Origin of the sequence: Thermotoga profunda AZM34c06 (assembly GCF_000828675.1) — a bacterium.
Taxonomy (GTDB): Bacteria; Thermotogota; Thermotogae; order Thermotogales; family DSM-5069; genus Pseudothermotoga_B; species Pseudothermotoga_B profunda.
Genome location: NZ_AP014510.1, coordinates 1 through 24,633, shown reverse-complemented (window position 1 = coordinate 24,633; position 24,633 = coordinate 1). Strand labels below are relative to the sequence as shown.

At 38.7% G+C, this 24,633-nt stretch carries 25 protein-coding genes and 1 tRNA gene; 10 read left to right on the top strand and 16 right to left on the bottom strand.

The annotated features are described in order from the left end of the window. Positions 1–30 precede the first annotated feature (30 nt). Together TSP02S_RS00130 and TSP02S_RS00125 are read right to left on the bottom strand one after the other, a co-directional pair. A tRNA-Val gene (locus TSP02S_RS00130) sits at positions 31–105 on the bottom strand. Between the two features lie 308 nt (positions 106–413). Next, positions 414–986, bottom strand: a complete 573-nt coding sequence (locus TSP02S_RS00125; protein WP_041081050.1) for a putative immunity protein — start codon at positions 984–986, stop codon at positions 414–416. 354 nt (positions 987–1,340) lie between these two features. Between TSP02S_RS00125 and TSP02S_RS00120 the strand changes: the two genes are divergently transcribed. From TSP02S_RS00120 to lysA, 4 genes are read left to right on the top strand one after another with little or no spacing between them, the layout of a single operon-like run. Beyond that, positions 1,341–2,312, top strand: coding sequence for an ABC transporter substrate-binding protein (locus TSP02S_RS00120; protein WP_041081049.1), 972 nt, complete (start codon positions 1,341–1,343; stop codon positions 2,310–2,312). Further along, positions 2,309–3,271: an ABC transporter permease gene (locus tag TSP02S_RS00115; protein WP_052465222.1), complete on the top strand. Its 963-nt coding sequence runs from the start codon at positions 2,309–2,311 to the stop codon at positions 3,269–3,271. The genes TSP02S_RS00120 and TSP02S_RS00115 overlap by 4 nt, the downstream gene beginning before the upstream one ends. Beyond that, entirely contained in the window at positions 3,268–4,014 is a 747-nt protein-coding gene (locus TSP02S_RS00110; RefSeq protein WP_041081048.1) for an ATP-binding cassette domain-containing protein, read from the top strand. Before TSP02S_RS00115 ends, TSP02S_RS00110 begins: the two co-directional genes overlap by 4 nt. A gap of 34 nt (positions 4,015–4,048) precedes the next feature. Beyond that, on the top strand, positions 4,049–5,197 hold the full coding sequence (lysA, locus tag TSP02S_RS00105) for a diaminopimelate decarboxylase (protein WP_041081047.1): 1,149 nt from the start codon (positions 4,049–4,051) through the stop codon (positions 5,195–5,197). Here the strand turns inward: lysA and TSP02S_RS00100 are convergent. The 5 genes from TSP02S_RS00100 to TSP02S_RS00080 all read right to left on the bottom strand — a co-directional run bounded on the left by TSP02S_RS00100 (position 5,184) and on the right by TSP02S_RS00080 (position 9,285). Continuing rightward, a complete protein-coding gene (locus TSP02S_RS00100; protein WP_041081046.1) occupies positions 5,184–5,504 on the bottom strand; it encodes a YbjQ family protein in 321 nt (106 codons plus the stop codon). The two genes, lysA and TSP02S_RS00100, sit on opposite strands and share 14 nt — an antisense overlap. Before the next feature lie 119 nt (positions 5,505–5,623). Then, positions 5,624–6,277 (bottom strand): GntR family transcriptional regulator, encoded by a 654-nt coding sequence (locus tag TSP02S_RS00095; protein ID WP_041081045.1) that lies wholly within the window; start codon positions 6,275–6,277, stop codon positions 5,624–5,626. A gap of 19 nt (positions 6,278–6,296) precedes the next feature. Continuing rightward, a complete protein-coding gene (locus tag TSP02S_RS00090; RefSeq protein WP_041081044.1) occupies positions 6,297–7,802 on the bottom strand; it encodes a tripartite tricarboxylate transporter permease in 1,506 nt (501 codons plus the stop codon). 12 nt (positions 7,803–7,814) lie between these two features. Then, positions 7,815–8,261 carry a tripartite tricarboxylate transporter TctB family protein gene (locus tag TSP02S_RS00085; protein ID WP_041081043.1) on the bottom strand — a complete coding sequence of 149 codons (447 nt, stop codon included), beginning with the start codon at positions 8,259–8,261 and terminating at the stop codon, positions 7,815–7,817. A 46-nt stretch (positions 8,262–8,307) separates the two neighbouring features. Then, on the bottom strand, positions 8,308–9,285 hold the full coding sequence (locus TSP02S_RS00080; protein ID WP_041081042.1) for a Bug family tripartite tricarboxylate transporter substrate binding protein: 978 nt from the start codon (positions 9,283–9,285) through the stop codon (positions 8,308–8,310). Between the two features lie 145 nt (positions 9,286–9,430). On the opposite strand from TSP02S_RS00080, the gene TSP02S_RS00075 reads away from it, so the two are divergent. After that, entirely contained in the window at positions 9,431–10,318 is an 888-nt protein-coding gene (locus TSP02S_RS00075; protein ID WP_052465221.1) for an isocitrate lyase/PEP mutase family protein, read from the top strand. Between the two features lie 60 nt (positions 10,319–10,378). Here the strand turns inward: TSP02S_RS00075 and estD are convergent, their stop codons facing one another. From estD to TSP02S_RS00055, 4 genes are read right to left on the bottom strand one after another with little or no spacing between them, the layout of a single operon-like run. After that, positions 10,379–11,698: an esterase EstD gene (gene estD, locus TSP02S_RS00070; protein ID WP_052465220.1), complete on the bottom strand. Its 1,320-nt coding sequence runs from the start codon at positions 11,696–11,698 to the stop codon at positions 10,379–10,381. Between the two features lie 14 nt (positions 11,699–11,712). Continuing rightward, on the bottom strand, positions 11,713–12,477 hold the full coding sequence (locus TSP02S_RS00065; protein ID WP_041081041.1) for an ABC transporter permease: 765 nt from the start codon (positions 12,475–12,477) through the stop codon (positions 11,713–11,715). Then, positions 12,477–13,259, bottom strand: coding sequence for an ABC transporter ATP-binding protein (locus TSP02S_RS00060; protein ID WP_041081040.1), 783 nt, complete (start codon positions 13,257–13,259; stop codon positions 12,477–12,479). The genes TSP02S_RS00065 and TSP02S_RS00060 overlap by 1 nt, the downstream gene beginning before the upstream one ends. Then, the gene (locus TSP02S_RS00055; protein WP_041081039.1) at positions 13,243–13,623 is read right to left on the bottom strand and encodes a GntR family transcriptional regulator; all 381 of its coding nucleotides are present in this window, start codon (positions 13,621–13,623) and stop codon (positions 13,243–13,245) included. The genes TSP02S_RS00060 and TSP02S_RS00055 overlap by 17 nt, the downstream gene beginning before the upstream one ends. Positions 13,624–13,847: 224 nt before the next feature. Here TSP02S_RS00055 and TSP02S_RS00050 point away from each other — a divergent pair, with 224 nt between their 5' ends. After that, positions 13,848–14,732 (top strand): DMT family transporter, encoded by an 885-nt coding sequence (locus tag TSP02S_RS00050; RefSeq protein WP_041081038.1) that lies wholly within the window; start codon positions 13,848–13,850, stop codon positions 14,730–14,732. Between the two features lie 7 nt (positions 14,733–14,739). On the opposite strand, the gene TSP02S_RS00045 is transcribed toward TSP02S_RS00050, so the two are convergent. Next, positions 14,740–15,252 (bottom strand): hypothetical protein, encoded by a 513-nt coding sequence (locus TSP02S_RS00045; protein ID WP_041081037.1) that lies wholly within the window; start codon positions 15,250–15,252, stop codon positions 14,740–14,742. Positions 15,253–15,742: 490 nt separating this feature from the next. On the opposite strand from TSP02S_RS00045, the gene TSP02S_RS00040 reads away from it, so the two are divergent. From TSP02S_RS00040 to TSP02S_RS00025, 4 genes are read left to right on the top strand one after another with little or no spacing between them, the layout of a single operon-like run. After that, positions 15,743–17,074, top strand: a complete 1,332-nt coding sequence (locus TSP02S_RS00040) for a short-chain fatty acid transporter (protein WP_041081036.1) — start codon at positions 15,743–15,745, stop codon at positions 17,072–17,074. Between the two features lie 29 nt (positions 17,075–17,103). Then, positions 17,104–18,309: an acetyl-CoA C-acetyltransferase gene (locus tag TSP02S_RS00035; protein WP_041081035.1), complete on the top strand. Its 1,206-nt coding sequence runs from the start codon at positions 17,104–17,106 to the stop codon at positions 18,307–18,309. A gap of 16 nt (positions 18,310–18,325) precedes the next feature. Then, positions 18,326–18,985 (top strand): CoA transferase subunit A, encoded by a 660-nt coding sequence (locus TSP02S_RS00030; RefSeq protein WP_041081034.1) that lies wholly within the window; start codon positions 18,326–18,328, stop codon positions 18,983–18,985. Then, a complete protein-coding gene (locus TSP02S_RS00025) occupies positions 18,982–19,656 on the top strand; it encodes a CoA transferase subunit B (protein ID WP_041081033.1) in 675 nt (224 codons plus the stop codon). Before TSP02S_RS00030 ends, TSP02S_RS00025 begins: the two co-directional genes overlap by 4 nt. A 26-nt stretch (positions 19,657–19,682) precedes the next feature. Here TSP02S_RS00025 and TSP02S_RS00020 read toward each other — a convergent pair whose 3' ends face one another. The 4 genes from TSP02S_RS00020 to dnaA all read right to left on the bottom strand — a co-directional run bounded on the left by TSP02S_RS00020 (position 19,683) and on the right by dnaA (position 24,633). Beyond that, positions 19,683–20,003 carry a cupin domain-containing protein gene (locus TSP02S_RS00020; protein ID WP_041081032.1) on the bottom strand — a complete coding sequence of 107 codons (321 nt, stop codon included), beginning with the start codon at positions 20,001–20,003 and terminating at the stop codon, positions 19,683–19,685. A 48-nt stretch (positions 20,004–20,051) separates the two neighbouring features. Next, positions 20,052–21,872, bottom strand: coding sequence for a heme NO-binding domain-containing protein (locus TSP02S_RS00015; RefSeq protein ID WP_041081031.1), 1,821 nt, complete (start codon positions 21,870–21,872; stop codon positions 20,052–20,054). A gap of 3 nt (positions 21,873–21,875) precedes the next feature. After that, positions 21,876–23,189 carry an HD domain-containing phosphohydrolase gene (locus TSP02S_RS00010; protein ID WP_041081030.1) on the bottom strand — a complete coding sequence of 438 codons (1,314 nt, stop codon included), beginning with the start codon at positions 23,187–23,189 and terminating at the stop codon, positions 21,876–21,878. 115 nt (positions 23,190–23,304) lie between these two features. Further along, positions 23,305–24,633 (bottom strand): chromosomal replication initiator protein DnaA, encoded by a 1,329-nt coding sequence (dnaA, locus tag TSP02S_RS00005; RefSeq protein ID WP_041081029.1) that lies wholly within the window; start codon positions 24,631–24,633, stop codon positions 23,305–23,307.

The following is a 24,633-nucleotide window of genomic DNA, read 5'->3' as shown; positions in this document are numbered from 1 at the left end:
AAATAAGGGGTCCATCGAGGACCCCTTTTCTGGTGGGTGCGGCAGGGATTGAACCTACGGCCTCTTCCTCGTCAAGGAAGCGCTCTTCCACTGAGCTACGCACCCTCATTTAAAATTTTACCACACCAACTCCGTAAGTTCAAGAGTTTTTCCAAATAAATCCATATTTGTCATTATTTGTTTTTGTAAAAGTGCGAAATACAGTTGAATAGGTTATTGTAGAACTATTAAAAGTTAAACCAAACAAAGTTCCAAGATAAAGATGAATACTGAAAGAACATAGAGTTTTTATATCAAAATCACAATACAAGGGCAAAGGGATTGTATTGTTAAGGATGTAACATCGTATACTATATAATGGAAGGTGCCAACCAGGATCCTGGGAAAATACCTAATCGTATATTGAGATAGGTCTAATCTCTCAACAGAAAATTTGCCCACTCAAGATCAAAATTATCTATATTCTTTTGCCAATACAGCAAACGTTGATAGTAATTGTCTATTCTCTGGACAATCGGTTCATAAAAGTTTTCTTTTCCATACTTCAAAACAAGCGCAGTCAGTTCGTAAATCGGCAAACCCAAAGCATGTTTTTTTGTGTGTACCGTAGCTCCAGCATGACCAATTGCGCGACACAAGTAACTGTATTCTCTATCTTTAGTCTCAATTTCTTTTGCGAGTTCATGTACTGCTAAAATAACCTGTCTTGCTACAGGCATTTTTATTTTACCCATAGCCCACTTGCTACAAAATTCCAAACATATCCGCGGTCTTTGTTCATTGGGATATTTTGCTTCAAATTGTTCCAAAATAGTTTTTGCACAATCCAATGACCACATGATGAGTGTTTTGTGTTTTTGTAATTGGATTAATCCTATCAGGTCTTGTAGGCATCGACTGTCTCGAGAAAATAGTATTTTTCTCCCCTTTTTTATTCTCATATCCACATCTGAAAACAGTATTTTGATATCTCCAACCTTTCTCATTTTTTGAGAACCTCCTTCAGTTTTTTCTACGTTATATTTTTGCATTTTTTGATGTGTTTTCAACGCAGATTTTTGTGGTGATCTATTTGGCTCTTGACATGAGAATAGATATTTTGGTATAATGTGGTCAATAAAAATTCTTGGAGGATTTCGTGTGAAGCGTGAGATATTTCTAAATCAAAAGGTGGCTCAATTTTCATACGCTTATTGGTGGTTTAGGGGAATGCCCTCTTCCGAGATTCCCCTAATACCACTTGGTACATAAACAGGGGAATCTACAAAAAAAGGTAAAGGAAGAGGGCATCCAAAAAGGATGCCCTCTTTTTTTAAAAACTCACTTTTGGGGGTGTTGGTATGAAAAGGTTGATAGCCGCTGTAGTTTTGGTTCTTTCTGTTATTAGTTTTGGTGCTGTTAGAGTTGGCATAACTCAAATTGTGGATCATCCAGCATTAAACGCAGTTTTCGATGGAATCGTCAAAGCCCTTGAGGATTCAGGATTCAAGGTTGGTCAAGATGTCATTATTGATAGGCAAAACGCACAAGGAAGTATGCAAAATGCTGTGACAATTGCAAAAAAGTTTGCGACAGAAAAAGTTGATTTTGTGGTAGCTATTGCGACTCCATCGGCTCAAGCTTGTGTTCAGGCAATCAGCGATAGACCTGTGATTTTTTCTGCCGTTACCGATCCTGTGGGCGCTGGTTTGATCAAACAGCTTGGAAAGAATGATTCAAATGTTGTTGGAGTTTCAGATATGGTCCCAGTGGCAACTCAACTTAGGTTGATTAAAAAAATCTTTCCAAACGCTAAGAAAGTCGGTGTAATCTACAATCCTGGTGAAGCCAATTCTGTCACTTTGACTAATATCGCCAAATCTGCCGCACCATCTCTTGAGATGACTGTGGTTGACATTCCAGGAACTTCTCCAAGTGAAATGATAACAGCTCTCAACAGTATAGGTCCCAATGTAGATGTTCTATACATAGGAACTGACAACACCGCTGCTTCTTCGATTGAGGCTATTGGAAGTGCGGCTTTGAGATTGAAAAAGCCAATAGTCGCAGCTGACATAGACATAGCACGTGGTGGTGGCGTGGTTGGCTTTGGCTTTAATTACTTCCAGGTTGGTGTGGAAACGGGCCAGTTACTGGTTGCTTTGCTCAAAGGAGCGAAAGCAAGTGATCTTGAATCTCATGTAGTCGGACCGGATTCGCTTGTTTTATACATAAATCTCGATATTGCCAAACAACTCAATGTTGAGATACCATCTGACCTTCTCGAGAGAGCCAATATCGTAGTCAAAGATGGTAAAGAGGTGTCTAAATGATTCCGATAATTGAGCAGGGACTTTTGCTATCTTTGGCCGCCATGGGTGTATATATATCATTCCGCCTCGTTGATCTTCCTGATTTGACGCCGGATGGCTCCTATGTCCTTGGAGGAGCCGTCGCGGTCGTCCTCCTTCATTCCGGTCATGGGTGGGTCTTTTCAACCTTTATAGCTGTACTTGCCGCCGGTGCTGCCGGCGCTGTTGTTGCATTTATAACGACAAGATTCAGAATCAATTCTTTACTCGCTTCAATTATGGTTATGACGGGTCTTTATTCTTTGAGTATTAGAGTTATGAATGCGCCAAATTTGCCTGTACCAAAGTTCGATACAGGAAAGATCATGAGTTATGAGCAGATAGTCGGAAAAACACCCTTAGATGACATACTTGGTGGATCACCAAGCGCAAGCTTTGAAGCCAGTGGATTAAGGGCTGTGAAGATTCCATTCACCAATCTCGGTGATGGTCATGATCTTGTTATCATCTGCGCGATCGTTTTCTTGTCGATTGTCGTAGTTTCACTCTTTCTCAGGACTGAATTTGGTACGATGCTTCGAGGGTATGGTAGAAATCGCTTTGCTGTGAAGGTTTTAGGTGTCAATCCCGATTTATTTGCCTATGTTGGATTGATCATGTGCAATATCTTTGCAGGGTTCTCTGGCGCTTTATTTTCAATGTATAGTGGTTTTGCAGATGTGAATATGGGTATAGGAACGGTTGTCGTTTGTCTCGCAGCTGTGATTCTTGGAGAGATTGTATTTGGTTCGCACGAACCAATGTATGGTGTTATTTTTCCAATTGTTGGAGCATTGCTATATCAATTCTTATTAACATTTGCAATGAAGTATGGATATCGCATCGGTTTTAAACCAAGTGACATGAAATTACTCACCGCACTGTTTGTTGTAGCTGTGATTGCTGTAAGAAGATTCAAGAAAAGCGAGGTGACCATATGATAGATATTGAGAATGTGACAGTTATCTACAATAAAGGAACACTCGATGAAAAAATCGCTTTGAAAAATGTTTCTCTCAAGGTAAATGACGGGGAATTTCTGGTCGTTGTTGGATCGAATGGTGCGGGAAAGTCTACGCTTTTGAAGTTACTCGTTGGTGATGTGAAACCAATTCAGGGCACTTGTAAGATCCTTGGAATGCCAGTTGTGTCTGAGAAAATATTCAAAAAGACAAGCATAGTTTGCCAAGATCCAAACCAAGGTGTGTTTCCAAATCTAACGGTAGAAGAAAATCTCATACTCGCGAGTAAAAAGGGTATAAGAGGTTTTGGCTTTGGCAGAATTCACTCGAAAAGTATAGATCTTTTGAAATCCACAGGAATGGGTCTTGAAGAGACTCTGAAGAGAAAGGCATCCAAGTTGTCCGGCGGTCAAAAGCAAGCACTTGCAATAGTGATGGCTGTCTCTTCGAATCCCAAGTTATTACTTTTAGATGAGCACACGGCAGCGCTCGATCCAAAGAGCACGGAAAAGATAATGGAGTTGACCGATAAGATAAACAGAGATCTTGGCACTACGATCGTCATGATCACCCATGATATGATGCTTGCAGAGCAATTCGGTAGCAGTGTTATAGTGATGGAGGATGGAAAAATTTGCACAAAAATAGACAAATCGCAACAAAAAATAATGGCCTCCCAACTGAAAGCCATGATAAGATCTACAGTGTTTACAACAACATAGAGTGTTAATTCTTACTCAGTTGAGAGGTGATTTTGTGGATTCTCAGATACTTGTTAAGGCTGCAGAGTCCTTCGGAACTCCTATCTATGTTTATGATCTTCCCTTTATTCACCATAGACTTTCTATTCTAAAAGAGATGTTCAAAGATTTTGATTTTCGTCTCGCCTATGCTGTGAAGGCGAATTTCAACAAGGATATTCTCAGTGTTCTTGAGAAGAAAAACATCATGGTTGATGTTGTCTCTTTTGGGGAATATAAACAAGTTCGATCGGTTGGTTTTACACCAGATAGAATAATCGTCAATGGTAATTGCAAAAAGAGAGAAGAGCTACAACAATATGTAAATGATGGTGTCTTTTCCATAAATCTCGATAGTTATGAAGAGCTCTTAAGACTTGAAAAAATCCTCTCAAAACCAACGAGAGTATCAATCAGAGTTAATCCAGATGTCGATGCAAAGACGCATCGTCATATCGCGACGGGTCTGAAGGAAAATAAATTCGGCGTTGATTTTGATACAGCAACCAAGATGATCGAACGAATAAAATCCAACAAAATGCTTGATCTCATAGGTCTTCACTGCCATATAGGCTCGCAGATAACCGAAGTAGAGCCATATTTAGAAGCGGTTGTCTCTATAAAATATTTTGCGAAATCGATGGATTTGGAGTTGAGTGTGTTGAATCTTGGTGGCGGCTGGGGTATAGATTATGGCAATGGCAAAGTTCTTGACTTAGAAGAATACAAAAAGAAAATTTTCCCACTTTTGAAAGAATTTGGCTCAACGATTGTCTTGGAACTTGGTCGATGGATCGTCGCTCCTTCAGCTTACTTAGTAGCGAAGGTTGAATATATAAAGAGAACTTCCAGCAAGATTTTCATAATGCTTGATACAGGTATGACCCATCTCATAAGACCTGCACTCTATGGAGCAAAGCATAGAATAATACCATTGTATGATGTAAAGAACAGAAAGAAAATCAAGGCAGATGTCGTTGGACCAATTTGTGAAAGTGCCGACACTTTCAGAAAATCATATACCATGGCAGAACCAAAGGAAGGTGAATTCGTAGCCATATGCGATGTTGGAGCTTATGGTTATGCCATGGCATCTGATTACAATCTAATACCTAAACCAAAAGAGATCATATGGGACGGCGAAAAATTGTCTATATCTTCTTGATCTTCACAGCTGTTCCGTAAGCAAGCACTTCAGCAGCAGATTGCATGATTGAAGAACTACCAAAACGAATACTCACGATGGCATCTGCTCCAAGCTTCTCCGCTTCGGCTATCATTCTTTGCATGGCAATATTTCTCGCTTCTGTCAAAAGTTCTGTGTAAGATTTGATTTCTCCACCTGCAAGTGTCTTAAAAGCTGCGGCTATATCTTTACCAAGGTGTTTTGAATGAACTGTATTACCCATGACAAGTCCTAATGTTTCAACAATTTCATACCCTTCAATCTTTTCGGTTGTTGTTAATATCAATATAATCACCTCCGTGATTTATTCTACATGATTTGAAAGGTATGTTTTCTTTTCAGTGGCTTAAATAGCAAAAAGAATCTGGCTTAATGCCAGATTCTTTATTATCTTAATGCTTATACTCAGATCAGACCTTCATTCATTCTCGCCAATAATACATCCTTTACACCGTTGATATGATCTTCGATGACTTTTTCTGCTTTCACGACGTTTTGTTCGCATATCGTTTTGTATATTGACAGATGTTCCTCATAAGATTTATTCATTCTTCCAGGGTAAGAAAGCGAAAGAATTCTCACTCTATAAAGTTTTTCACTCAATGAGTTCATGATTTTACACAGTTCTTCATTGCCAGAACCATTTAAGATAGCTTTATGAAACTCAGAATTGTGATTTGTCAAGGCATGCAAATCATTTGTTTCAACTGCTTCTTTCATTTTGTTGATAATCTGTGCTAAAACTGAACTGTCTGACTTTCTTTCAATAAACAATCGAATGGCGAGTTTCTCAAGGTACATCCTTAAAAAAAGCAGGTCCTCGATCTCTTTTTTGCTCCATTTTTTTACTGTAAACCCTTTGTGCGGTTCGACTGAGACTAATCCTTGTGCTGCCAAATGGTGCAACGCTTCTCTAACTGGAGTTATGCTGACTCCAAGTTGTTTCGCTACCGCATCTATTACGATTCGTTCCCCTGGCATATAATGTCCTTTTAATATGTATTCCTTAACTGTTTCAAGAACTTCTTCCCTCAATGATCTTCGAACTGTGTTTTGCATCGTGAACCTCCTTTAAGGATTATACCTCAGCTGTCTTTCTTTTCTTTATAGCTGCTGAAATCAAAGGATAGAACAATGACAGAGCAGCTAAAACAAGTAAAGTTATTGAGATACCAGAGCTGAAAAACACAGAGAAGTCTCCATTGGAAAGCATCAAAGACTGCCTAAAAGATTGCTCGAATTTTCTACCAACAACGCTTGCCAAAATCAAAGGAGCGGTAGGTATATCGAGTTTTCTCATTGCATAACCCAAAATTCCAAAGAGTATTAGCAAGTAAAAATCAACGACGCTGAGATTGATTGCATAAACACCAATGAAACAAAGAGCTGTTATCAACGGATAGAGTATCTTTGGTGGTACAGCAAGGATTCTGACCAACAATCCAGCAAGTGGCAAATTGATAATAGCACATATAATATTCCCAACAAACAAGCTTGCCACGAGTCCCCAACCGATTTCGGGATAGTGTTCAAAGAGTAATGGTCCGGGTTGTAATCCATAAATCATTAATGCACCAAGCATCACGGCTGCTGTGCCAGATCCCGGTATACCCAGTGTGAAGGTCGGAAGAATTGCACCGATAGAACAGGCATTGTTTGCCGCCTCGGGTGCTGCTAAACCCTCTATTGCACCTTTCCCGAACTTTTCCGGTTCCTTGGAAAACTTTTTTTCAGTGTTGTAAGACATCAAGGCGGCAATAGTTCCACCAGCACCAGGGAGTATCCCAATGAAAAATCCTATTGGTGTTGCTCTTAAAATTGGTACAATACTTCTCTTCCATTGATCTTTGGTGATCCATATTTTTCCGAATTTCTTTTTTATAGGTTGTATCATATCTTTTATCCCTATTTTTTCTAAATTTTTGAATACTTCTCCTAAACCATAGATACCTATAATAACGACAACAAAATCTATACCACCCTGTAATTCCATGACACCGAATGTGAATCTTGAAACACCTGATTGTGGATCCAAGCCTACCACAGATATCATCAAACCAATCAGCATGGAAAGAAGTCCTTTCAAAAGTTTACCCTCAGACATCGATGCGGTGGCAGTTAAAGCAAGGACCATTAATGCAAAATATTCGGGTGGTCCAAAAAGTAATGCGATTTTTGCCAACGGAAGTGCGAGTGCAACGAAGGCAATTGATGATATCAAGCCGCCTATGAAAGATGCAATAGCTGAGATGGCTAAAGCTGCCTCAGCCTCACCCTTTAGGGTCATTGGGTATCCATCAAAACACGAGGCTACTGCTGAACCATCTCCTGGTATGTTCAACAAAATAGAACTGCGGGATCCACCAAACATGGCGCCGTAAAAGATAGCGCACATAGTTATCAAGGCTGTTTCAGGCTTCATGACAAAGGTCAGAGGCAAGAGTAAGGCTATGCCTGTAGCTGGTCCGAGTCCTGGTAACATCCCAATTACTGTGCCCAGGAAACCTCCTAATGTTATCCAGAACAAATTAACAGGAGTAAGCACAACTTGAAAGCCATAGAATAGATATTGTAGAGTGTTCATAGATCATCACTCCTACGGTAGGCTTATCAAAAAAACCTTCTCGAACAGATACCAAACTCCAAAGGTATAGAGTACAGATATAGACAAATTCAAAATCCATTTCTTTACGCCATTGAGTATGAACAAGAAAACTATCAGAAAAATGAGTGTAGATGGCACAAAACCTAAACGACTGAATAAAAGAGCATAGATCAGGGATATACCAATGCCCAATAGTAGTTGTTTGTAGTTCAATTTGCCTTTCTTTAATTCAATTTCTGCTTGTTCTGACGTCTTTCTTATGGCTTGAAGAAAAATGATCAAACCGATGATTGCTGTTAATATGCCAAACGCGAATGGAAAATATATTGGACCCATGGGGTTCCCGACGGGTGCTCTTGGTAGGTTTAGTGTTACGACAGTATATATTATTCCAAAGACTAAGACCGTAATTCCAAGCCATTTGTCTTTTTGCTTCATTGCTTTTCCCTCCAAAGACCGTGGGACATAAGTCCCACGGCATAGTTCATTCGCCCTTGTACAATCCAATTTCTTTTAGTACTATTTTGTAGTCCTCGTTGACCTTTGCTAAATACTGAGCGAATTCCTCGCTTGGCATGAACGCTTTAGTCCAGTTGTACTTATTTACCATCTTATCCCATTCAGGCGTCTGAACCATCTTGTTGAGCGTGTCAACCCAATATTTTACTGCGTACTCTGGCATTTCTGGTGCTCCAAACAAACCTCTCCAGTTGATGAATTCAGCATCTATTCCTTCTTCTCTCAATGTTGGAGCATTTGCCAATATTCCTCCAACTCTTTGAGGAGCAGTGATGGCAAGAACTTTAACGGCTCCTGTCTGAAGTGCAGTCGTGACTTCAGCAAGACCCGTTGATAACACATCGATGTGTCCACCGAGTAGTGCTGCCATGTGTTCTCCTTCTTGGAAAGAAACATATGTGATATCTTTCAAATTTTCTACTCCTGCGGCTTTTGCAGCGATCAAAAATTGAATATGATCCATAGAACCAAAGGAAGAAATACCACCGACTTTGACACTTTTTGGGTCTTTTTTCAAAGCCTCCATGACTTCAGCTATGCTGTTATATTTTGACTTCTTAGAGACCGCGAATGCGCCATAGTCATGTATCAACATCGCAAGGGGTGTCAAATTTTTATATGAATACTGTGTCTGCCCGGTGAGGTTTATCAGCAACAACGGTGGTGAAAAAACGATGATATTGTATGGATCACCCTTTTTTGTTTGCATATGCGCGAGTGCAACTCCACCGCCTCCACCAGGCATGTTGTTGACTACTATTGGTTGGGTTACAAGATTTGTTTCTTTCAGGACTTGTGCAACAACTCTTATTGTTGTGTCCCACCCTCCGCCAGGACCAGCCGGTGCTATGAAGTTCAATGGCTTTGACGGGTAAGTTTCTGCAAAGAAGTGTGTAGCAAGAACGAGTATCAGGACAAAGATACCCAAAAACCTCAGTTTCATACCAACACCTCCCTATGAAGTATTTGAAAGAGATTTATCAAGTTGTTTAAATATATGATATCATATATGACATGATATATTATATATGTTAAAAGTTTGAGGAGTCAAGTCACCTTAGATATGGTTTTAAAGGAGGGGTGTAAAAATGGTCGAAACAAGGTCGATGATCAAGGCAAAGAAACTCAGAGAATATCTCAAAAACGACGGGAAACTCACACTAAGAGTTTGCGCTTATGACGCGTTGTCGGCGGTGTTAATACAAAAGGCTGGATTTGAAGTTGTTGGTACAACAGGGTATGGTATTTCGGCTTCACTAATTGGTCAACCGGATATCGGATTAGTTGGTTATGCTGAAATGTTAGAGAGAGTTAGAACGATTGTAAATGCAACTGATCTTCCTGTAGATGCAGATATAGACACAGGTTATGGAAATGCGTTGAATGTGTATTGGACGGTTAAAAACTTTGCAAAGATTGGCGTAGCAGGAGTTCGCCTCGAAGATCAAGTCTGGCCAAAGAGATGTGGTCATATGGAAGGTAAAAGCATCATTTCGGTAGATGAAATGGTTAACAAGATAAAAGCAGCGGTTGATGCTAAGAACGAAGAAAATCCAGAACTTGTAATCGGTGCAAGAACTGATGCGAGGTCAATCGAAGGTTTTGAGGGATCTCTCGAAAGAGCCATGGCCTATGCGCAAGCAGGTGCGGATTATGTATACGTCGAAGCACCACAATCTCTTGAGGAAGTGAAAGAATTAGTGCACAAGGTATCTAAACCTATATCTTTTAACATCATACCAGGTGGTAAGACACCGTTATTTGATTTTGATGAATTAGTGAAAATTGGTGTAAGGTATATTTCAATACCTATGGTTTGTCTCTACCCAGCAACTAAAGCCATGATGGAATCTTTGCAAGCATTAAAAGAGAGGAATTTCAAAAAAGTTATCGATCTTGGTGTTAGTTGGTCTGAGTTCAACGAAATTGTTGGATTTGGAAAATGGCGTGAGTTAGAAAAGAAGTACTCAAAATGAATTTAAAAATGGGGGATTTATCCCCCATTTTTGCGTTGCCCAATTTGAACAATTATGTATTTAATTTGAAAGCAAGCTTTTGATCCATTGCACAATATCTTCGATAATTTTAGAATCGACATTCCCAGGTTGTTGATATTCAGCTGGTGTGGATGGTCCTTTACCAGGGATAAATAGATGATTGAGATCTTCATAAACCTTGAATGCAACATTTCTCTTGCCTTTAAGAACTTCATGCCATATTCCAAAATCTTTCATTGTCACTTGATAATCGCGTGCGCCTTGCATTATCAGAATGGGTACGGTTAATGATTTTGCCAACTCCACTGGATTATAATCTAAAAGATCATACCAATAAGCTTTGGATGAACCAAGAACTACTTCATTGTCTTTTAGTTGACGTTTCTGGATGCGTTCCAATTGCTCTCTCATATCCAAGAGTTGTTTTGATTCGCTTTCATCGATTTTTCCATCTAAGGAAAAGATATATTCGAGTTGATCTAAGGCATTCAGAATGTACAAACCTCTCGCGGTTGGTGCTAAAAGGATAATACCTGCTAATTTTTCTGATCTTGCTGCAATTCTTGGTGCCATGGTTGCTCCAAGACTATGCCCAAGGATGAATATCTTATCTTTATCTATTTTTTCAAAATTTTTGAGTAGATCTATCGCAGCCAGTGCATCGTCCACAGTTTCATCATTAACTGTGAAGGTATCGATCATTTTCACGCATTCTTCTGGATAGACTTTTGTGCGTTTATCGTATCTTAATACAGCGATACCATTACTTGCAAGTCCCCAGGCGATGTCCTTAAATGGTTTGTTTGGCCCGATGGTTTCGTCTTTGTCGTTTGGTCCAGAACCGTGGACAAGAATTACCGCAGCGAAGGGACCGTTACCTTCGGGTAGTGTTAAAACTGCGGGTAATTCCCATTGTTTGTTTTTTATCACACAGTCAATCTCTTTGAATTTTTCTGCTTTGACGTAATTTGGTATTGTGTAGGTTCTTTCTTCGATATATGGTAGAAACTGTAATCCCGCGATCTTTTCTTGTTGATCAAAGACGATTTTGGCATCTAATTTCATTTTTTCAAAATCGCATCCAACGAATACCACGTTGTACCCTTGTTCTGTGGTGCTTTTTACTCTGAGAATCTGTTTGAAATTTCCAACTTGTGAATTCAAGGTTTTCCAGAAAGATTCAAGAGTGAGCTTCGACTGCTTCAAGGCATCCAACATGACTTGTGAGACCATTTGTTGAGCTTTATCAAACTCTCCAGTTGAAAGATACTGAATAAAGGCTACAGCCGTTTGTTCATAATTTGATGCAAAAAGCAACGTTGAACTCACCATCATAAGAATCACAAACGATTTTTTCATATCTTCACCCTCTCTCAGTATTCTTTCCTCAAGAATGTGATATAACTCAAGAAAAAGACAATTACAGATATTGCTATCAACCCAAGTGTGTACTTTATGTCTAAATGACCTGTCTGGAATATTTTGCTACCAAGTACATATGCATAAGTGTTCAAGAACCTTGTGAATTTTATGATACCCATTGCCGTGGTTATTGCTAAGAGTCCCACAGAGATCAAAATTGGCTTCACTTGATCATTTGAGATAATTGAGAAAAACATCGTAATTGCAAACCAGAAAGTTGCACCCACCAATGTATGGATTAGAAAGGCGATTAAAAACTTGTAATTTAGCTTCTCACCTGCTAATGGTGAATATATCGCGGGAAGAAGCGATAAAATGGTCATGAGAAAAATAGTTATTAGCATTCCTAAAAGTGACTTTGAAAAGAATATTTTCTTCCTGTTCTTTCTTGCCAAGAGAAATTCTATCGTTCCATTCTCGGTTTCTCTTGCAAAAAGTGGGAAAGCCATTATTATTGCTAAAATTGGTACCATTTGTCCTAAGTTCTTTCCAAACCATTGGCTGTAGATATAAAAATTCCAATCGCTCAGATTGTTTATGAACTCTTTTGGCATCAATTTTTCAAGAAATTTGGGCACGTTCTCCATTTGAGAATACTGTTTTAATATTTCAACGGTTATACCCTGAAAGGGAGCTAAAACAAAAAATAATCCCACACCTATAATTAAAATTACAAAAGTTCTCAATTTCATATCATAAAACTCTTTATTGAACATTACTTCACCCCCTTTACTATTGCTTCAAAGATCACATCAAATGTTGCTGGTTCCGTTGATGTCTTTGCAAATTCCCTTTTCACAACATAGATATCTTCATTTTCAGTGCTTTTATAATGAAATCCATTGACTTTTTCACCTTTTGGGACCACGCAAAGAACGTATTTTTCCTTTAAATCATCAAGATGATCCATCTCAACAATCTTTCCATTGACCATTATTGCAACTGTATCTGCGATTTTTTCGACTTCTGCGAGAATGTGACTTGTGTAAAAGACAGTACTTCCGTTGTAAGAAAGTTGTCTGATCATCTCGAGGATCTTATTTCTCATGATGGGATCCAATCCCCAGGTTGGTTCGTCCATGAAATAGATCTCTGCCTTCTGAGACAACACAATAGCCATATAGGTTTGTGTAAGCATTCCATGTGACAGATTTGCTATTTTTTCTTTGAGAGATATCTGAAAATCCTGTAATATATCAAATGCTCTTTGTTTATCAAAATTATCTGTGATCATGGATGAAATCTCGATCATTTTTTGAACGGTTAGGTACCTATACAGTTCTTTCGTTTCTGGTAGGTATGCAAAGGAGCCGTTAAGGATTATTTTGCCTGAATCTGGTTTTCTCAAGCCAAGGATGCATTTTATGGTAGTTGTCTTTCCAGCACCATTTGGCCCCAATAAAGCGAAGATACAACCCTGTTCAATTTCAAAACTGATATTGTCGACTGCTTTCTTATTCCTGTAAGATTTTGAGAGACCTTCAACTTTTAGTACCATTATCATCCCTCCGATAGACTTCTCTTAGCCTTTCTATCAATAATTGTTGATCTATACCGACCTTTTTACATTCCAAGACGCTGTGATCAAATTGGGCTAAGAGCTGTTTCAAGAAGTCCTGCTCATTTAGTTCACCTACAACATAGCCTTCACCTCTAACAGGTTTTAATACACCCTCATTTGTAAGTTCTCTGTAGGCCCTTGCGACTGTGTTTATATTCACCTGAAGGGTTTCCGCAAGATTTCTTATTGAGGGAACAAATTCGTCTTTCTTCAATTCACCTGACTTGATCATTGCTTTTATCTTTTCCATGATTTGTTTGTATACAGGTACATGTGAACCAAAATCTATTGAAAACCACATGTGCTTACCCCCGTCTACTGTACTACCACAATAGTACAGTATGATAATTAAAAAATAATTACACTAAAGTAAATACTCGCTTGATCACTTTATGTATTGTTGATCGAATATATCTGAAATGACTCATTGTTGGTTAGAATAGAAAATATACCGCAAACAAATGATTTTGTGAAGAAAAAATTGTTGATCGATATACCTTGAGATGATAAAGAAAGGATGAGTATATGAGTTTCAGCGTTGTCATTGCGGGTATTGGTATTTCGATGATCTTTGGTTTTTCTTTTCTTTTTACCAAAAATGCACTTGATTTTGTATCGCCGATGAATTTTCTGGTTTATCGCTTTTTTGTTGCTTCTGGGGTCTTTTTGCTATTGCTGAGTTTTAAAATAATCAAAATTGAAAGAAAACCCTACTGGAAGCTTTGGAAGTTAGTTCTTTTTCAACCAATACTTTATTTCATCTTCGAAACCTATGGTGTTGATAAAATAAATTCTTCGGAAGCTGGTATGATCATTGCTCTAATACCAATTGTTGTCAACGTGTTATCGGTGTTTATTTTAAAGGAAAAGGCAGACTCATTACACTATGTTTTGATATCAATTGGATTTCTTGGTGTACTTTTGATCGTTGGTTTTAACCTCTCGGTGGAAAATCTTTTTGGAAAAGTTCTGATGCTTCTGGCAGTTCTTTCTGGTAGTATGTACACAATTCTCTCAAGAAAGTTATCAAAGGAGTTCAAGCCACAGGAAATCACCTTTTTTATGATGATCAGTGGTTTTTTGTTCTTCGGTTTGATTAATCTTTTCATGAATCAATTCAAAATAGTCTTCAACTTCCAAGTCTTTACGAGTGCTCTGTACCTTGGCGTACTCTCTTCTGCCGGTGCATTCTTTTTATTGAATTACATGGTGAAAAAAGTTTCACCTACTTTGACAACTGTTTTTTCAAATTTGACAACAGTTGTCTCTGTGATTGCAGGTGTGATTTTTAGAAGAGAAATAATAGAAATTCAACAAATAATCGGGATGATGTTGATTTTATCATCACTTTTTATGATAACTCTCAGAGGACACAGGGCTGTAAAATCTGTCGAAAATACTCTTAAATGATGATGGACTATGGAGCAATTGGCTGAGGATAAATTTGAATGCCGTTTCTCTCGAAAATCACAGCAAGAAAGATCTTGTCTTTGTCTGCTTCGGTCTTCAATGTGATGAATGGGATTATGTAGGGACTCAGTTGTTGATTTGATTGGTTTTTGAACATCAGGTGTAAAAGATAGACCTTGTCTACATCATCTGGTTTCATACCAAGATCAAAAGAATAAATAGGTGTTGAGGCTTTGGTTTCGTAGAGTTGGATTCCCAGGTATTCAATCTTATTACCTAAGGTAGAAATGGTGTTTCTAAGTTGAGCAGTGAATTCCGATTTTTTTGCCTGTGCTTCAGATCCAGAAGCCCAAACCTTTACATAGTCATCAACCGCCGTTGGGCTTGTTATCAGAGTTTCCAACTTGACAGTGAGTCCTTCTGCAAGATCTTCTATTGTTGTTTGTTGAGCCTGCTGTTCAGCACATGAAAAGAGTAAGAACAATAAAGGCACCACCAAAAAAAGACCAATTTTTTTCATCTCAATCCCTCCACTTTGATCTTATCCAATAAAATTGAAAATTTCTACCTGTATCATATCACAACACAGGTTTCTTTTTTCATCTTCAATTTTATCAGGAAACGCAATAAAGGTGAGTTCCTCTATTATTTAAAAGATCATTCAACCGTGATTTTCTTATATCCAAATAGTTCCTTTTCTAAATGTTAGCTAAGCTAACCGCGTCTTTGTTTAGTCATCATCAGTGAATTGGTAATATACGCATATTATCATAGTTCAAAAATTTGTTCTATCCACAATATTTGGTAATTGAAATATCATTTTTTACCATTGAGAAATTCAAGCAAATAGAGAAGTATTTCACAAATTGGCGCTGATTTTGTTAGAAGCTTTTAATCGACTAAGAAAACAGGCTTATTTGTTTTTATTGGAATAATTACGATAAAATAAAAACGATAAAATAAAATGGATTAAGATAAAAGCCATATCTCAATGCGAGGAGGGTGAAAACATGCTAAGGGTTTTGGGTGCTGCTTTTTCAAGGTTTGCAAAGAGGTACTTACCAGATGCGCTGATATTTGCTTTTTTGTTAACCTTGATCACGTTCGTGTTGGGTATGATTGTACAACAAAAAAGTCCCATGGAAATGATTCGTTACATGGGTGATGGTTTTTGGAGTTTACTATCTTTTGCAATGCAGATGTGTTTAGTACTCATGACGGGGCACATACTCGCTTCAACCAAACCAATGGCGGCTGTTCTCAAATCAATTGCGAAGACGGCAAACACACCTTTTAAGGCTGTTGCACTGGCTTGTGTTGTAATGATCATCACGAGTTATTTGAATTGGGGTTTTGGTTTGATTTTCTCCTCATTGTTAGCCATTGAAATTGCAAAAAATATGAAAGGCAAAAAGCTACATTATCCACTTCTTGTTGCATCGGCATACTCGGGATTTTTGGTATGGCACGCCGGACTTTCGGCTTCGGCACCGTTGCTTGTTAATACAAAAGGACACTTTCTTGAGAAAACTATTGGATTAGTCCCCGTTTCACAGACAATCTTCGCACCAATTGGTTATGTACCAGTTATTATATTGCTCTTTACATTACCATTCATCATGGCTGGAATGCACCCAAAGAAAGATGAAGAAATAATCGAGGTCAACCCAGAAGCTTTTGCAGAAGCAAAGAAGCCTGTTAAGAAAAACTGGTCAGAGATGACTCCTGCAGAAAAAATGGAATACAGTCCTATTCTCTCTATGATCATTGGTATCATTGGGTTGGTATACATTTTCTATTATTTCATTTTCAAAAAAGGCTCGCTTGACTTGAACATAGTCAACTTCATATTCTTAATGCTCGGCATCTTGCTACATGGTACCCCAAAGAATTTCATAAACGCAGCGATAGAAGCTGGAAAAACTGTGTGGGCAATTGTAGTACAATTTCCATTTTACGCTGGAATCATGGGTATGATGATAAATTCTGGCCTTGCTGCCACGATTGCTAACTGGTTTGCTTCTTTCTCAACGGCAAAGACATTGCCTTTGTTCACTTATTGGAGCGCAGGTTTGATCAATTTGTTTGTTCCATCGGGTGGTGGGCAGTGGTCTGTGCAGGGTCCCATTATGGTACAAGCGGCACAAAAGATCGGTGCTTCTGTACCAAAGGTGATTATGGGCGTTGCTTGGGGTGATGCGTGGACTAACATGATTCAGCCTTTCTGGGCATTACCATTACTTTCGGTTGCAAAACTCGATATCAGAGACATCATGGGATATTGTGTTATGGCACTTTTGTGGAGTGGTATCGTTACGAGTTTGTTGTTCTTGATCTTGTAAATCAATAATTTTGCAAGGAGGTGTGTGAATTGAGAAAAGTTTACATTGTTGGAGCAAAAAGAACTGCAATAGGAACCTTTCAGGGAACTTTGAAAGATATCCCAGCAGTTCAACTTGCAGTTGCGGCAGCAAAAGCAGCCATGGAACAGGCTAATGTGAAACCAGAATGGGTATATGAAACCATAATTGGTAATATACTCATGGCTGGACAAGGTATGGGACCAGGAAGACAGGTGAGTATTTATTCAGGAATTCCAGCAGAAAAACCAGGGTATACGGTGAATATGCTCTGTGGCTCTGGTATGAAAGCTATCATGATTGGTGCAGTGGATATCATGGCTGGTCAGGCTGAGATTGTCTTGGCTGGTGGTATGGAGAGCATGAACACAGCACCGTATTTATTACCAAAGGCCAGGTTCGGTTACAGACTTGGAAATGGCGAGATAGTAGATCATATGGTCTTTGATGGTTTGACAGATGTTTTCAACATGTATCACATGGGTGTTACAGCAGAAAATCTTGTAGAGAAATATGGCATATCGAGAGAAGAACAGGATCTTTTTGCCTACAAGAGTCAGATGAAAGCAAAAAAAGCTATCGAAACAGGAAGGTTTAAAGATGAAATCGTACCCTTTGTGATAAAAGACAAAAAAGGTGATAAAGTCTTTGATACTGATGAACATCCGAGATTTGACACAACGCTTGAAGCGCTCGCAAAATTAAAACCTGCATTCAAAAAAGATGGAACAGTAACCGCAGGAAATGCTTCTGGAATAAACGATGGGGCTTCTGCGACAGTACTTGCCAGTGAGGATGCTGTGAAAAAGTATGGTTTGAAACCTCTGGCTGAAATTGTAGCTTTTGCACAGCATGGTGTTGATCCATCCATAATGGGAATAGGCCCTGTTGGAGCAATTTCAAAAGCTCTAAAATATGCAAATCTTAAACTCACCGATATTCAACTCATAGAACTCAACGAAGCCTTTGCCGCACAAAGCATAGCTGTTCTGAGAGATTTGAAAAAAGAACATGGTGTCACAGATGATTGGCTTGAAGAAAGGGTCAATGTGAATGGTGGTGCTATAGCACTCGGGCATCCAATTGGTGCGAGTGGAAATAGGATAACCGTGACATTACTCTATGAGATGAAGAAAAGAGGAGTTGAACTTGGACTTGCGAGTTTGTGCATAGGTGGAGGAATGGGAACGGCGATAATCATCAGGAATATTGCATAGGAGGTGTTCTGAAGACATGAAAAACAAAGTCATAACTGTTGAACAAGCCATAGAGATGATACCAGACGGAGCCACGCTGATGATCGGTGGGTTTCTTGGAGATGGTACACCTGAATTACTCGTTGATGCTCTCATAAAAAGTGGCAAAAGAAATTTCACCATCATCGCTAATGATACGGCTTTTCCAGATAAGGGTATAGGAAAGATGATTGTCAATAAAATGGCAAAAAAAGTGATCGTTTCGCACATCGGTACTAATCCAGAAACACAAAAGCAGATGATTGAAGGAACCATAGAAGTAGAATTAGTACCACAAGGTACATTGGCTGAAAGAGTTCGTGCCGGTGGATTTGGCCTTGGAGGTATCTTGACACCTACTGGTGTCGGTACGGTTGTTGAAAATGGTAAACAAAAGGTTGTTATCGATGGTAAAGAATATCTCATTGAGCCAGCTCTTAAAGCTGATTTTGCCCTGATAAAAGCTCAAAAAGCTGATTTTTATGGAAATCTTTTCTTCAATTTTACATCGAGAAACTTCAACCCATTGATGGCATTTGCTGGAAAGATCACGATAGTTGAAGTTGAAGAACTCGTTCCAGTTGGAGGACTTTCACCAAATGAGATCCATACACCGCACGCAGTCGTAGATTACATTGTGAGGGGGAATGCCAAATGATACAGGATCAAAATCTTGCAAAAGTTGTAATTGCTAAAAGAGTAGCACTTGAATTGAAGGATGGAGATGTTGTGAATCTTGGTATAGGCATTCCAACCTTGGTGGCAAACTATTTACCTCCTAAGGTAGAGATTTTCTTGCAGTCTGAGAATGGAATCTTAGGTATGGGTCCAGCTCCAATGAATGGATATGAACATCCCAATTTGACAAATGCTGGCGGGATGCCAATAACATTCTTACCTGGAGCTTGTGCGTTTGATTCAGCAACCTCTTTTGGTTTAATCAGAGGTGGACATGTCGATGCAACAGTACTCGGTGCTTTGCAAGTGGACGAAGAAGGTCACCTTGCAAACTGGATGATACCTGGCAAGATGGTGCCGGGTATGGGTGGTGCAATGGACCTTGTCACTGGTGCAAAGAAAGTCATAGTCGCGATGCAACACGTTGCAAAAGGTAATGCACCAAAGATCATCAAAAAATGTACGTTGCCTTTGACATCGGTCAGACGTGTTGATTTGATCGTTACAGACATGGCGGTCATCGAAGTGACAGACAAAGGACTTGTACTTAAGGAAGTTGCTCCACAAACAACCGTTGAGGAAGTTATTCAGTTCACTGAAGCAAAATTGATAGTTCCCGATCAAGTCCCAGTGATGCCTATAACTCTATAAAGTTAAAGCGGGCGAGAGCCCGCTTTTTATTTTTCCATTTCACTTGGGTTGGGTGTTTTTATCACAAGGAATGTCGCGTTTTCATCACCATTGTTTTTGATAGACATTGGTGTTTGATATTCAATCGGTAATAAATCGCCCTCTTTGAGTTTTGCAGTCATATTGTTCAGTGTAACAGTTATACTCCCTTTTAAGACAAGCAAATGAACATTTGAATTGGCTTTGTGTTCGGGAACGCTTTGTCCTGGCTTTAGGGCGATTTGCATTATCAGAAGATGTTTTTGATCTACAATTTTTCTTCTACCCATTTGCTCATCGCTATAAGGTATGTTTTCAAGAAGGTTCATATCCTTCCCTCCATAAAAATCCTCATTTTGATTTTTTGGTGAACCAAATCACAACTTCATGCCCTCAAAGTTTTCTTTTATCACAGTCAGCAATTTCACAGTCTCATTAACACTATCCAGAACGACCTTCAACTGTGCAAAGAAGTTTTGGATTGAAGAACTTATTTCTTCTGCTGTTGCAGAGCTCTCTTCAGATATTGCGAGCAAGTTTTGTATGCTGTTGGTGATGCTGTTGAGTTTACCGGCCTGGTCGTTCAGGGTTTCTATGAGTGTGTTGAGTTTTTGTGAAATAGATGATATGACATTACTGGATTCTTTATTTCTTTCGGAACTTTCGAGCAATCTTCTTGATTGTTCTTTCATCTCACTGAATTCAGATTGTATAGTTTTCCCGAGTTTTTCGATACCAGAAGTGATCGAGCCAAGAAATTCTGAGATCTTTGCAGCAGATGCTCTACTCTCTTCGGCAAGTTTTCTTATTTCGTCTGCGACAACTGCAAAACCTCTTCCTGCTTCTCCGCTTCGTGCCGCTTCTATTGCCGCATTCAATGCCAAAAGATTTGTTTGCTCTGCGATGCTTGAAACAGTAGAAGCTACTTCCATGATAAGGCTTGCTTGATTTTGAAGTTCTTTTCCTTCTTCTACCAGCATTGAGAATCTCTCGCTCATCTTGACGATACCATCTGCAGATTGCTCCACGTTGTTTGCGGAGTTTACTATCAAAGAAACAGCTTCGTTTAAAGAGTTGATTATCTGAGTCTGTTCAGAGATAATCGAAGTTATCGTCTCAACATTTGAACTGACGGCATTTGATATTCTCTCTGTGTCATTACTTATTTGAACAGCGGTGTTGGCTATCTCATTCGAGAGTGAACCCATTGTATCGAGTTGTTCTCTCATTGCATTGACCGCGGTTATGACTTTTTCAGAATACGAATTTATCTCCTGAACATCTCCAGATATTGCCAGAAAGACTTCTTTAATATTATCAACAGCTCTTGCAAGTGATTGCGAAAGATCTGAGAATTCCTTTATTCCATCTATTGATGTTGGATTATCGAGATCTTTCTTTGCAACTGACTGAATAGCGTCGTCTACAGCTCTGACACCTTTTTTAAATCCATTCATACCTATGAAAGAGAGTACAAAGACACCGATTGCACTTATAAATGACTTAACATAAATATTTGAAGGAATGAACATAAAAGAAAGCAAGGTTATAGCGAATGTGTAGATTGGTAACATTAAAACATAAACTGGCACTAATGACTTGATAAATCCAACTCCAAGACCTATCACGGTCTTTATCTTTTCAAAGTTTCCGTAACTCTTGGTAGCTTCAACTTCGATTTCAAAATAATTCTGCCCATCTGTAGTACCTTCAGAAACGATCTTGTATTTTATGGGATCGTTGAAAAACTCTGAGGCCGAATCCATCAAACCAAGGAAATATTTCTTGAAATTTCTACGCGATTGATATCTGATAACGGCTTTAGTGTTGCTTTTGAGTTTGAAGAAAACCCTTGGAGGTGTAGCGCCTTTGATTCTTTTTGTGAGAACTCTGTGCACCGCATCCATTGCTGACATGAAGGAGAGAAAACCTGACTTTTTGAAATACTCTGGGTAATGTTCAAAGAAAGTTTTGAGATTTTCTCTTCCCGTTTTGTACCACAGATCATCATAATTCAAACCCTTTATGGAGGCAAGGTCTTTTGAGATTTCTATTGGGATATTATCTGACAGATCATCGATGGGACTGTAGACTTTATCGGGATCAAGACCGTGTTTTTCTCTCAGTTTTCTTATGATGTCAGAACCAAAAAGTTTACTCCAGGTCTGAAACCAGGCATTTACAACAAAGCCCTTCACAGATTATCCCTCCTCAGTCGAAGAAAAACTCATTGTGTGTTTGATCTCATCGAAATTCAAACCGAACAATTCCTCAAGTGCATTGCGAAAGATCAAATCTTCTGTTGAAAGTCCGTTTTTAACAAGTTCTTTCAATTTGTCATATACTATTTTATCCAATTTTTTATTCATCACATCTTTCTCGATAACTGAAAGGGCATCTTTAACTTCCATTCTCTCTCTGTATGGCCTATGTTCTACTAACGCAGAAAATACATCACAGACTTGGATTATTTTCTGATAGATCGAAGTCTGGTTTTCCTTCAACCCAGTTGGATAACCTGTCCCATCTAATCTTTCGTGGTGAGAAGCAGAAATTTTTGCGATGTTCGTGAGCCCCGAATTTTCCAGAATTCTGTAAGTATCTACGACGTGTCTTTTCATTATGATGAATTCTCTTTCATCCAGTCTTTCTTTTTTATGTAAAATATTCAAAGGTGTTTTGAGCTTTCCCAAGTCATGCAAGAGTGCGGCTACGCTCATCAATCTGGCATCTTCTTCTGTCATCATTTCTAAAGCGATCGCCTTGGCAAATTTTGCGACAACAAAGGTGTGATTTCTCGTATAAGGACTTCTCAAATCAAGTAGTGTTGCCAAAACGCGCGCAGCGTGTTCAAATTCCTCCAAGGTTAATGATTTTTGAGAGTTGAATCTGTTTTCATCGTCGAGTAATTCGCATATTAATTTATAATCTTGCAAGATCTCTAATGAAGTTACCTTAATTTCCTCTAATATACCAAAACTTTTTTGAACAGATTCTATCATTTCTTCAAGTAAATCGACTGTCATTTCTCCTTGTTCGTGCTTCATGTAAACCAGGGATATGGTATCTGCAGTTTTGATACAGTTTGCAAGATAGATAGCCTGACTATCTGCTTCGGGGATTTTTTGATATGGGGTGTGATGATAGAGTATGCCTTTTGCGCATGATGGACATAGAGGTTTTATTAAAGAACTAATTTTATAAGATAAAAGTGGATGTTGATCTGCTTTATCAAAGGTTAAGACTATTTTTTCAAGATCTGGTACCTTCCTAAACATATCTACAAAGAGCTCGTAATTTTCAACTGATGCCTTTATAACAAGTCCCACATCGTGTAACACCCCAGCAAGATAGGCACAATCGAGATCTATGGGAAGATTCAATGTATCTACCAGTTTTCTCGTTAGCTTTGCAACCTGAAGGGAGTGTCTTATGAAGTTTTTGTACTCCAGATGGTTCATTTGGTTGAATATTTTCACAAATGATTCAAGTGGTATATCGGTGGTTAATTTCACACGATTCACCTCAGTTTTTGATCGGTATACAAATAAATGATACCACAAAAAACATTTAGTGGTTTTTCTTGATATGTTGTGAGTGGGTTATAAAGGTAATGAGTTGAAATTAGATTTAAACAGATTGATTTGAAACTTTGTCTGTTAAATATTTAATCACTTGGTCAATCTGGTTTTTCACAGCGATGTTTCCGCTGACAACTAATTCTTCTACTTTCTGTATTGTGTGTGAAACGGTTGGGTGTGATCTATTGAACAATTCTGCAACTTGTCTGAGTGAAAGCCCAAAGTGATTTTTTGCGATGAACATCCCTATCTGTCTTGCGTTCGTGACGGTTTGCTTTCTACCTTTACCAAGAACTTCTTGTTGGGTCACTCCAAAGATTTTACACAATGCATCGATGAGTTTTTCCTCTGGAAGAGTTTTTTTCGCTTGAAGAGATGCTACAGAAAGCAATTCTGTTGCCTTCTGGACATCTACTATTTCGTTCGAAATCTGTTGGTACATTATGAGCTTTATCAGTGCTCCACGTAGTCTTCTCAAATTGTCTGAGAAATGGTTTGCAACTAATCTTAGGACGTCCTCTTTCAATTGAGTTCCTTCAAGTTGAACCATTTTATTTGCTATTTTAAAGCAGGTTTCTTCATCTGGTTTTTCTATCTTGGCAACGACACCCATTTGAAATCTTGATATGAGTCTGTCTTGGAATTTTTCAAGTTGCTGAGGATCGCGATCAGAACAGACAACGATTTGTTTACCTGAATTGTACAGCTCATTGAAAGTATGGAATAGTTCTGTTTGTATCCCGGATTTTCCGATCAAGAACTGCACATCATCGAGCAATAAAATATCGATTTTATTTCGGAATCTTTCTCTGAATTCCTGTACTTTGTTCTTTTTGATTGAGTCAACGAGTTCATTCAAGAATCTCTCACTGGTCAGATATATTACTCTCAAGTCGGGTTCATTTTTGAACAAATAATGGCCAATTGCCTGTACTAAATGTGTTTTTCCAAGACCAACTCCACCATACAAAAACAAAGGATTGTACTTTCCTGGGTTTTTGGCTACTTCGAGTGAAGTGCTGTAAGCAAACATATTATTTGGTCCAACGACGAAGTTTTCAAAAGTTAGAATGGGATTTAAAGGTGTGAGGACCAAAGGTCTTTTTTTCACCAGAGGCTCATCTTGCTTGGATTCTTCCTGAGATTGAGTTGGAGCGTAATCTATCTGGAAACTCACATGTTTTCCAAACACTTCACGCAATGTCTTTGATATCAGAGAGCCATATTTCTTTTCAAGCCAATCTCTGATGAACAAATTCCCGACTTGGAAGACCACATGATCTGTATCTATTTCTTTAATATCGAATGTTCCAAACCAACTTTCCCACACTCTTCGATTCAATTTGGATTTTAATGATTCGATTATTTTCTCTCTCAT

Excerpts from the sequence above, each read along its gene's own strand:
- TSP02S_RS00125 (WP_041081050.1), bottom strand. The coding sequence starts at position 986 with ATGAGAAAGGTTGGAGATATCAAAATACTGTTTTCAGATGTGGATATG.
- TSP02S_RS00120 (WP_041081049.1), top strand. The coding sequence starts at position 1,341 with ATGAAAAGGTTGATAGCCGCTGTAGTTTTGGTTCTTTCTGTTATTAGT.
- TSP02S_RS00115 (WP_052465222.1), top strand. The coding sequence starts at position 2,309 with ATGATTCCGATAATTGAGCAGGGACTTTTGCTATCTTTGGCCGCCATG.
- TSP02S_RS00110 (WP_041081048.1), top strand. The coding sequence starts at position 3,268 with ATGATAGATATTGAGAATGTGACAGTTATCTACAATAAAGGAACACTC.
- TSP02S_RS00095 (WP_041081045.1), bottom strand. The coding sequence starts at position 6,277 with ATGCAAAACACAGTTCGAAGATCATTGAGGGAAGAAGTTCTTGAAACA.
- TSP02S_RS00090 (WP_041081044.1), bottom strand. The coding sequence starts at position 7,802 with ATGAACACTCTACAATATCTATTCTATGGCTTTCAAGTTGTGCTTACT.
- TSP02S_RS00085 (WP_041081043.1), bottom strand. The coding sequence starts at position 8,261 with ATGAAGCAAAAAGACAAATGGCTTGGAATTACGGTCTTAGTCTTTGGA.
- TSP02S_RS00080 (WP_041081042.1), bottom strand. The coding sequence starts at position 9,285 with ATGAAACTGAGGTTTTTGGGTATCTTTGTCCTGATACTCGTTCTTGCT.
- TSP02S_RS00075 (WP_052465221.1), top strand. The coding sequence starts at position 9,431 with ATGGTCGAAACAAGGTCGATGATCAAGGCAAAGAAACTCAGAGAATAT.
- estD (WP_052465220.1), bottom strand. The coding sequence starts at position 11,698 with ATGAAAAAATCGTTTGTGATTCTTATGATGGTGAGTTCAACGTTGCTT.
- TSP02S_RS00065 (WP_041081041.1), bottom strand. The coding sequence starts at position 12,477 with ATGTTCAATAAAGAGTTTTATGATATGAAATTGAGAACTTTTGTAATT.
- TSP02S_RS00060 (WP_041081040.1), bottom strand. The coding sequence starts at position 13,259 with ATGGTACTAAAAGTTGAAGGTCTCTCAAAATCTTACAGGAATAAGAAA.
- TSP02S_RS00055 (WP_041081039.1), bottom strand. The coding sequence starts at position 13,623 with ATGTGGTTTTCAATAGATTTTGGTTCACATGTACCTGTATACAAACAA.
- TSP02S_RS00050 (WP_041081038.1), top strand. The coding sequence starts at position 13,848 with ATGAGTTTCAGCGTTGTCATTGCGGGTATTGGTATTTCGATGATCTTT.
- TSP02S_RS00045 (WP_041081037.1), bottom strand. The coding sequence starts at position 15,252 with ATGAAAAAAATTGGTCTTTTTTTGGTGGTGCCTTTATTGTTCTTACTC.
- TSP02S_RS00040 (WP_041081036.1), top strand. The coding sequence starts at position 15,743 with ATGCTAAGGGTTTTGGGTGCTGCTTTTTCAAGGTTTGCAAAGAGGTAC.
- TSP02S_RS00030 (WP_041081034.1), top strand. The coding sequence starts at position 18,326 with ATGAAAAACAAAGTCATAACTGTTGAACAAGCCATAGAGATGATACCA.
- TSP02S_RS00025 (WP_041081033.1), top strand. The coding sequence starts at position 18,982 with ATGATACAGGATCAAAATCTTGCAAAAGTTGTAATTGCTAAAAGAGTA.
- TSP02S_RS00020 (WP_041081032.1), bottom strand. The coding sequence starts at position 20,003 with ATGAACCTTCTTGAAAACATACCTTATAGCGATGAGCAAATGGGTAGA.
- dnaA (WP_041081029.1), bottom strand. The coding sequence starts at position 24,633 with ATGAGAGAGAAAATAATCGAATCATTAAAATCCAAATTGAATCGAAGA.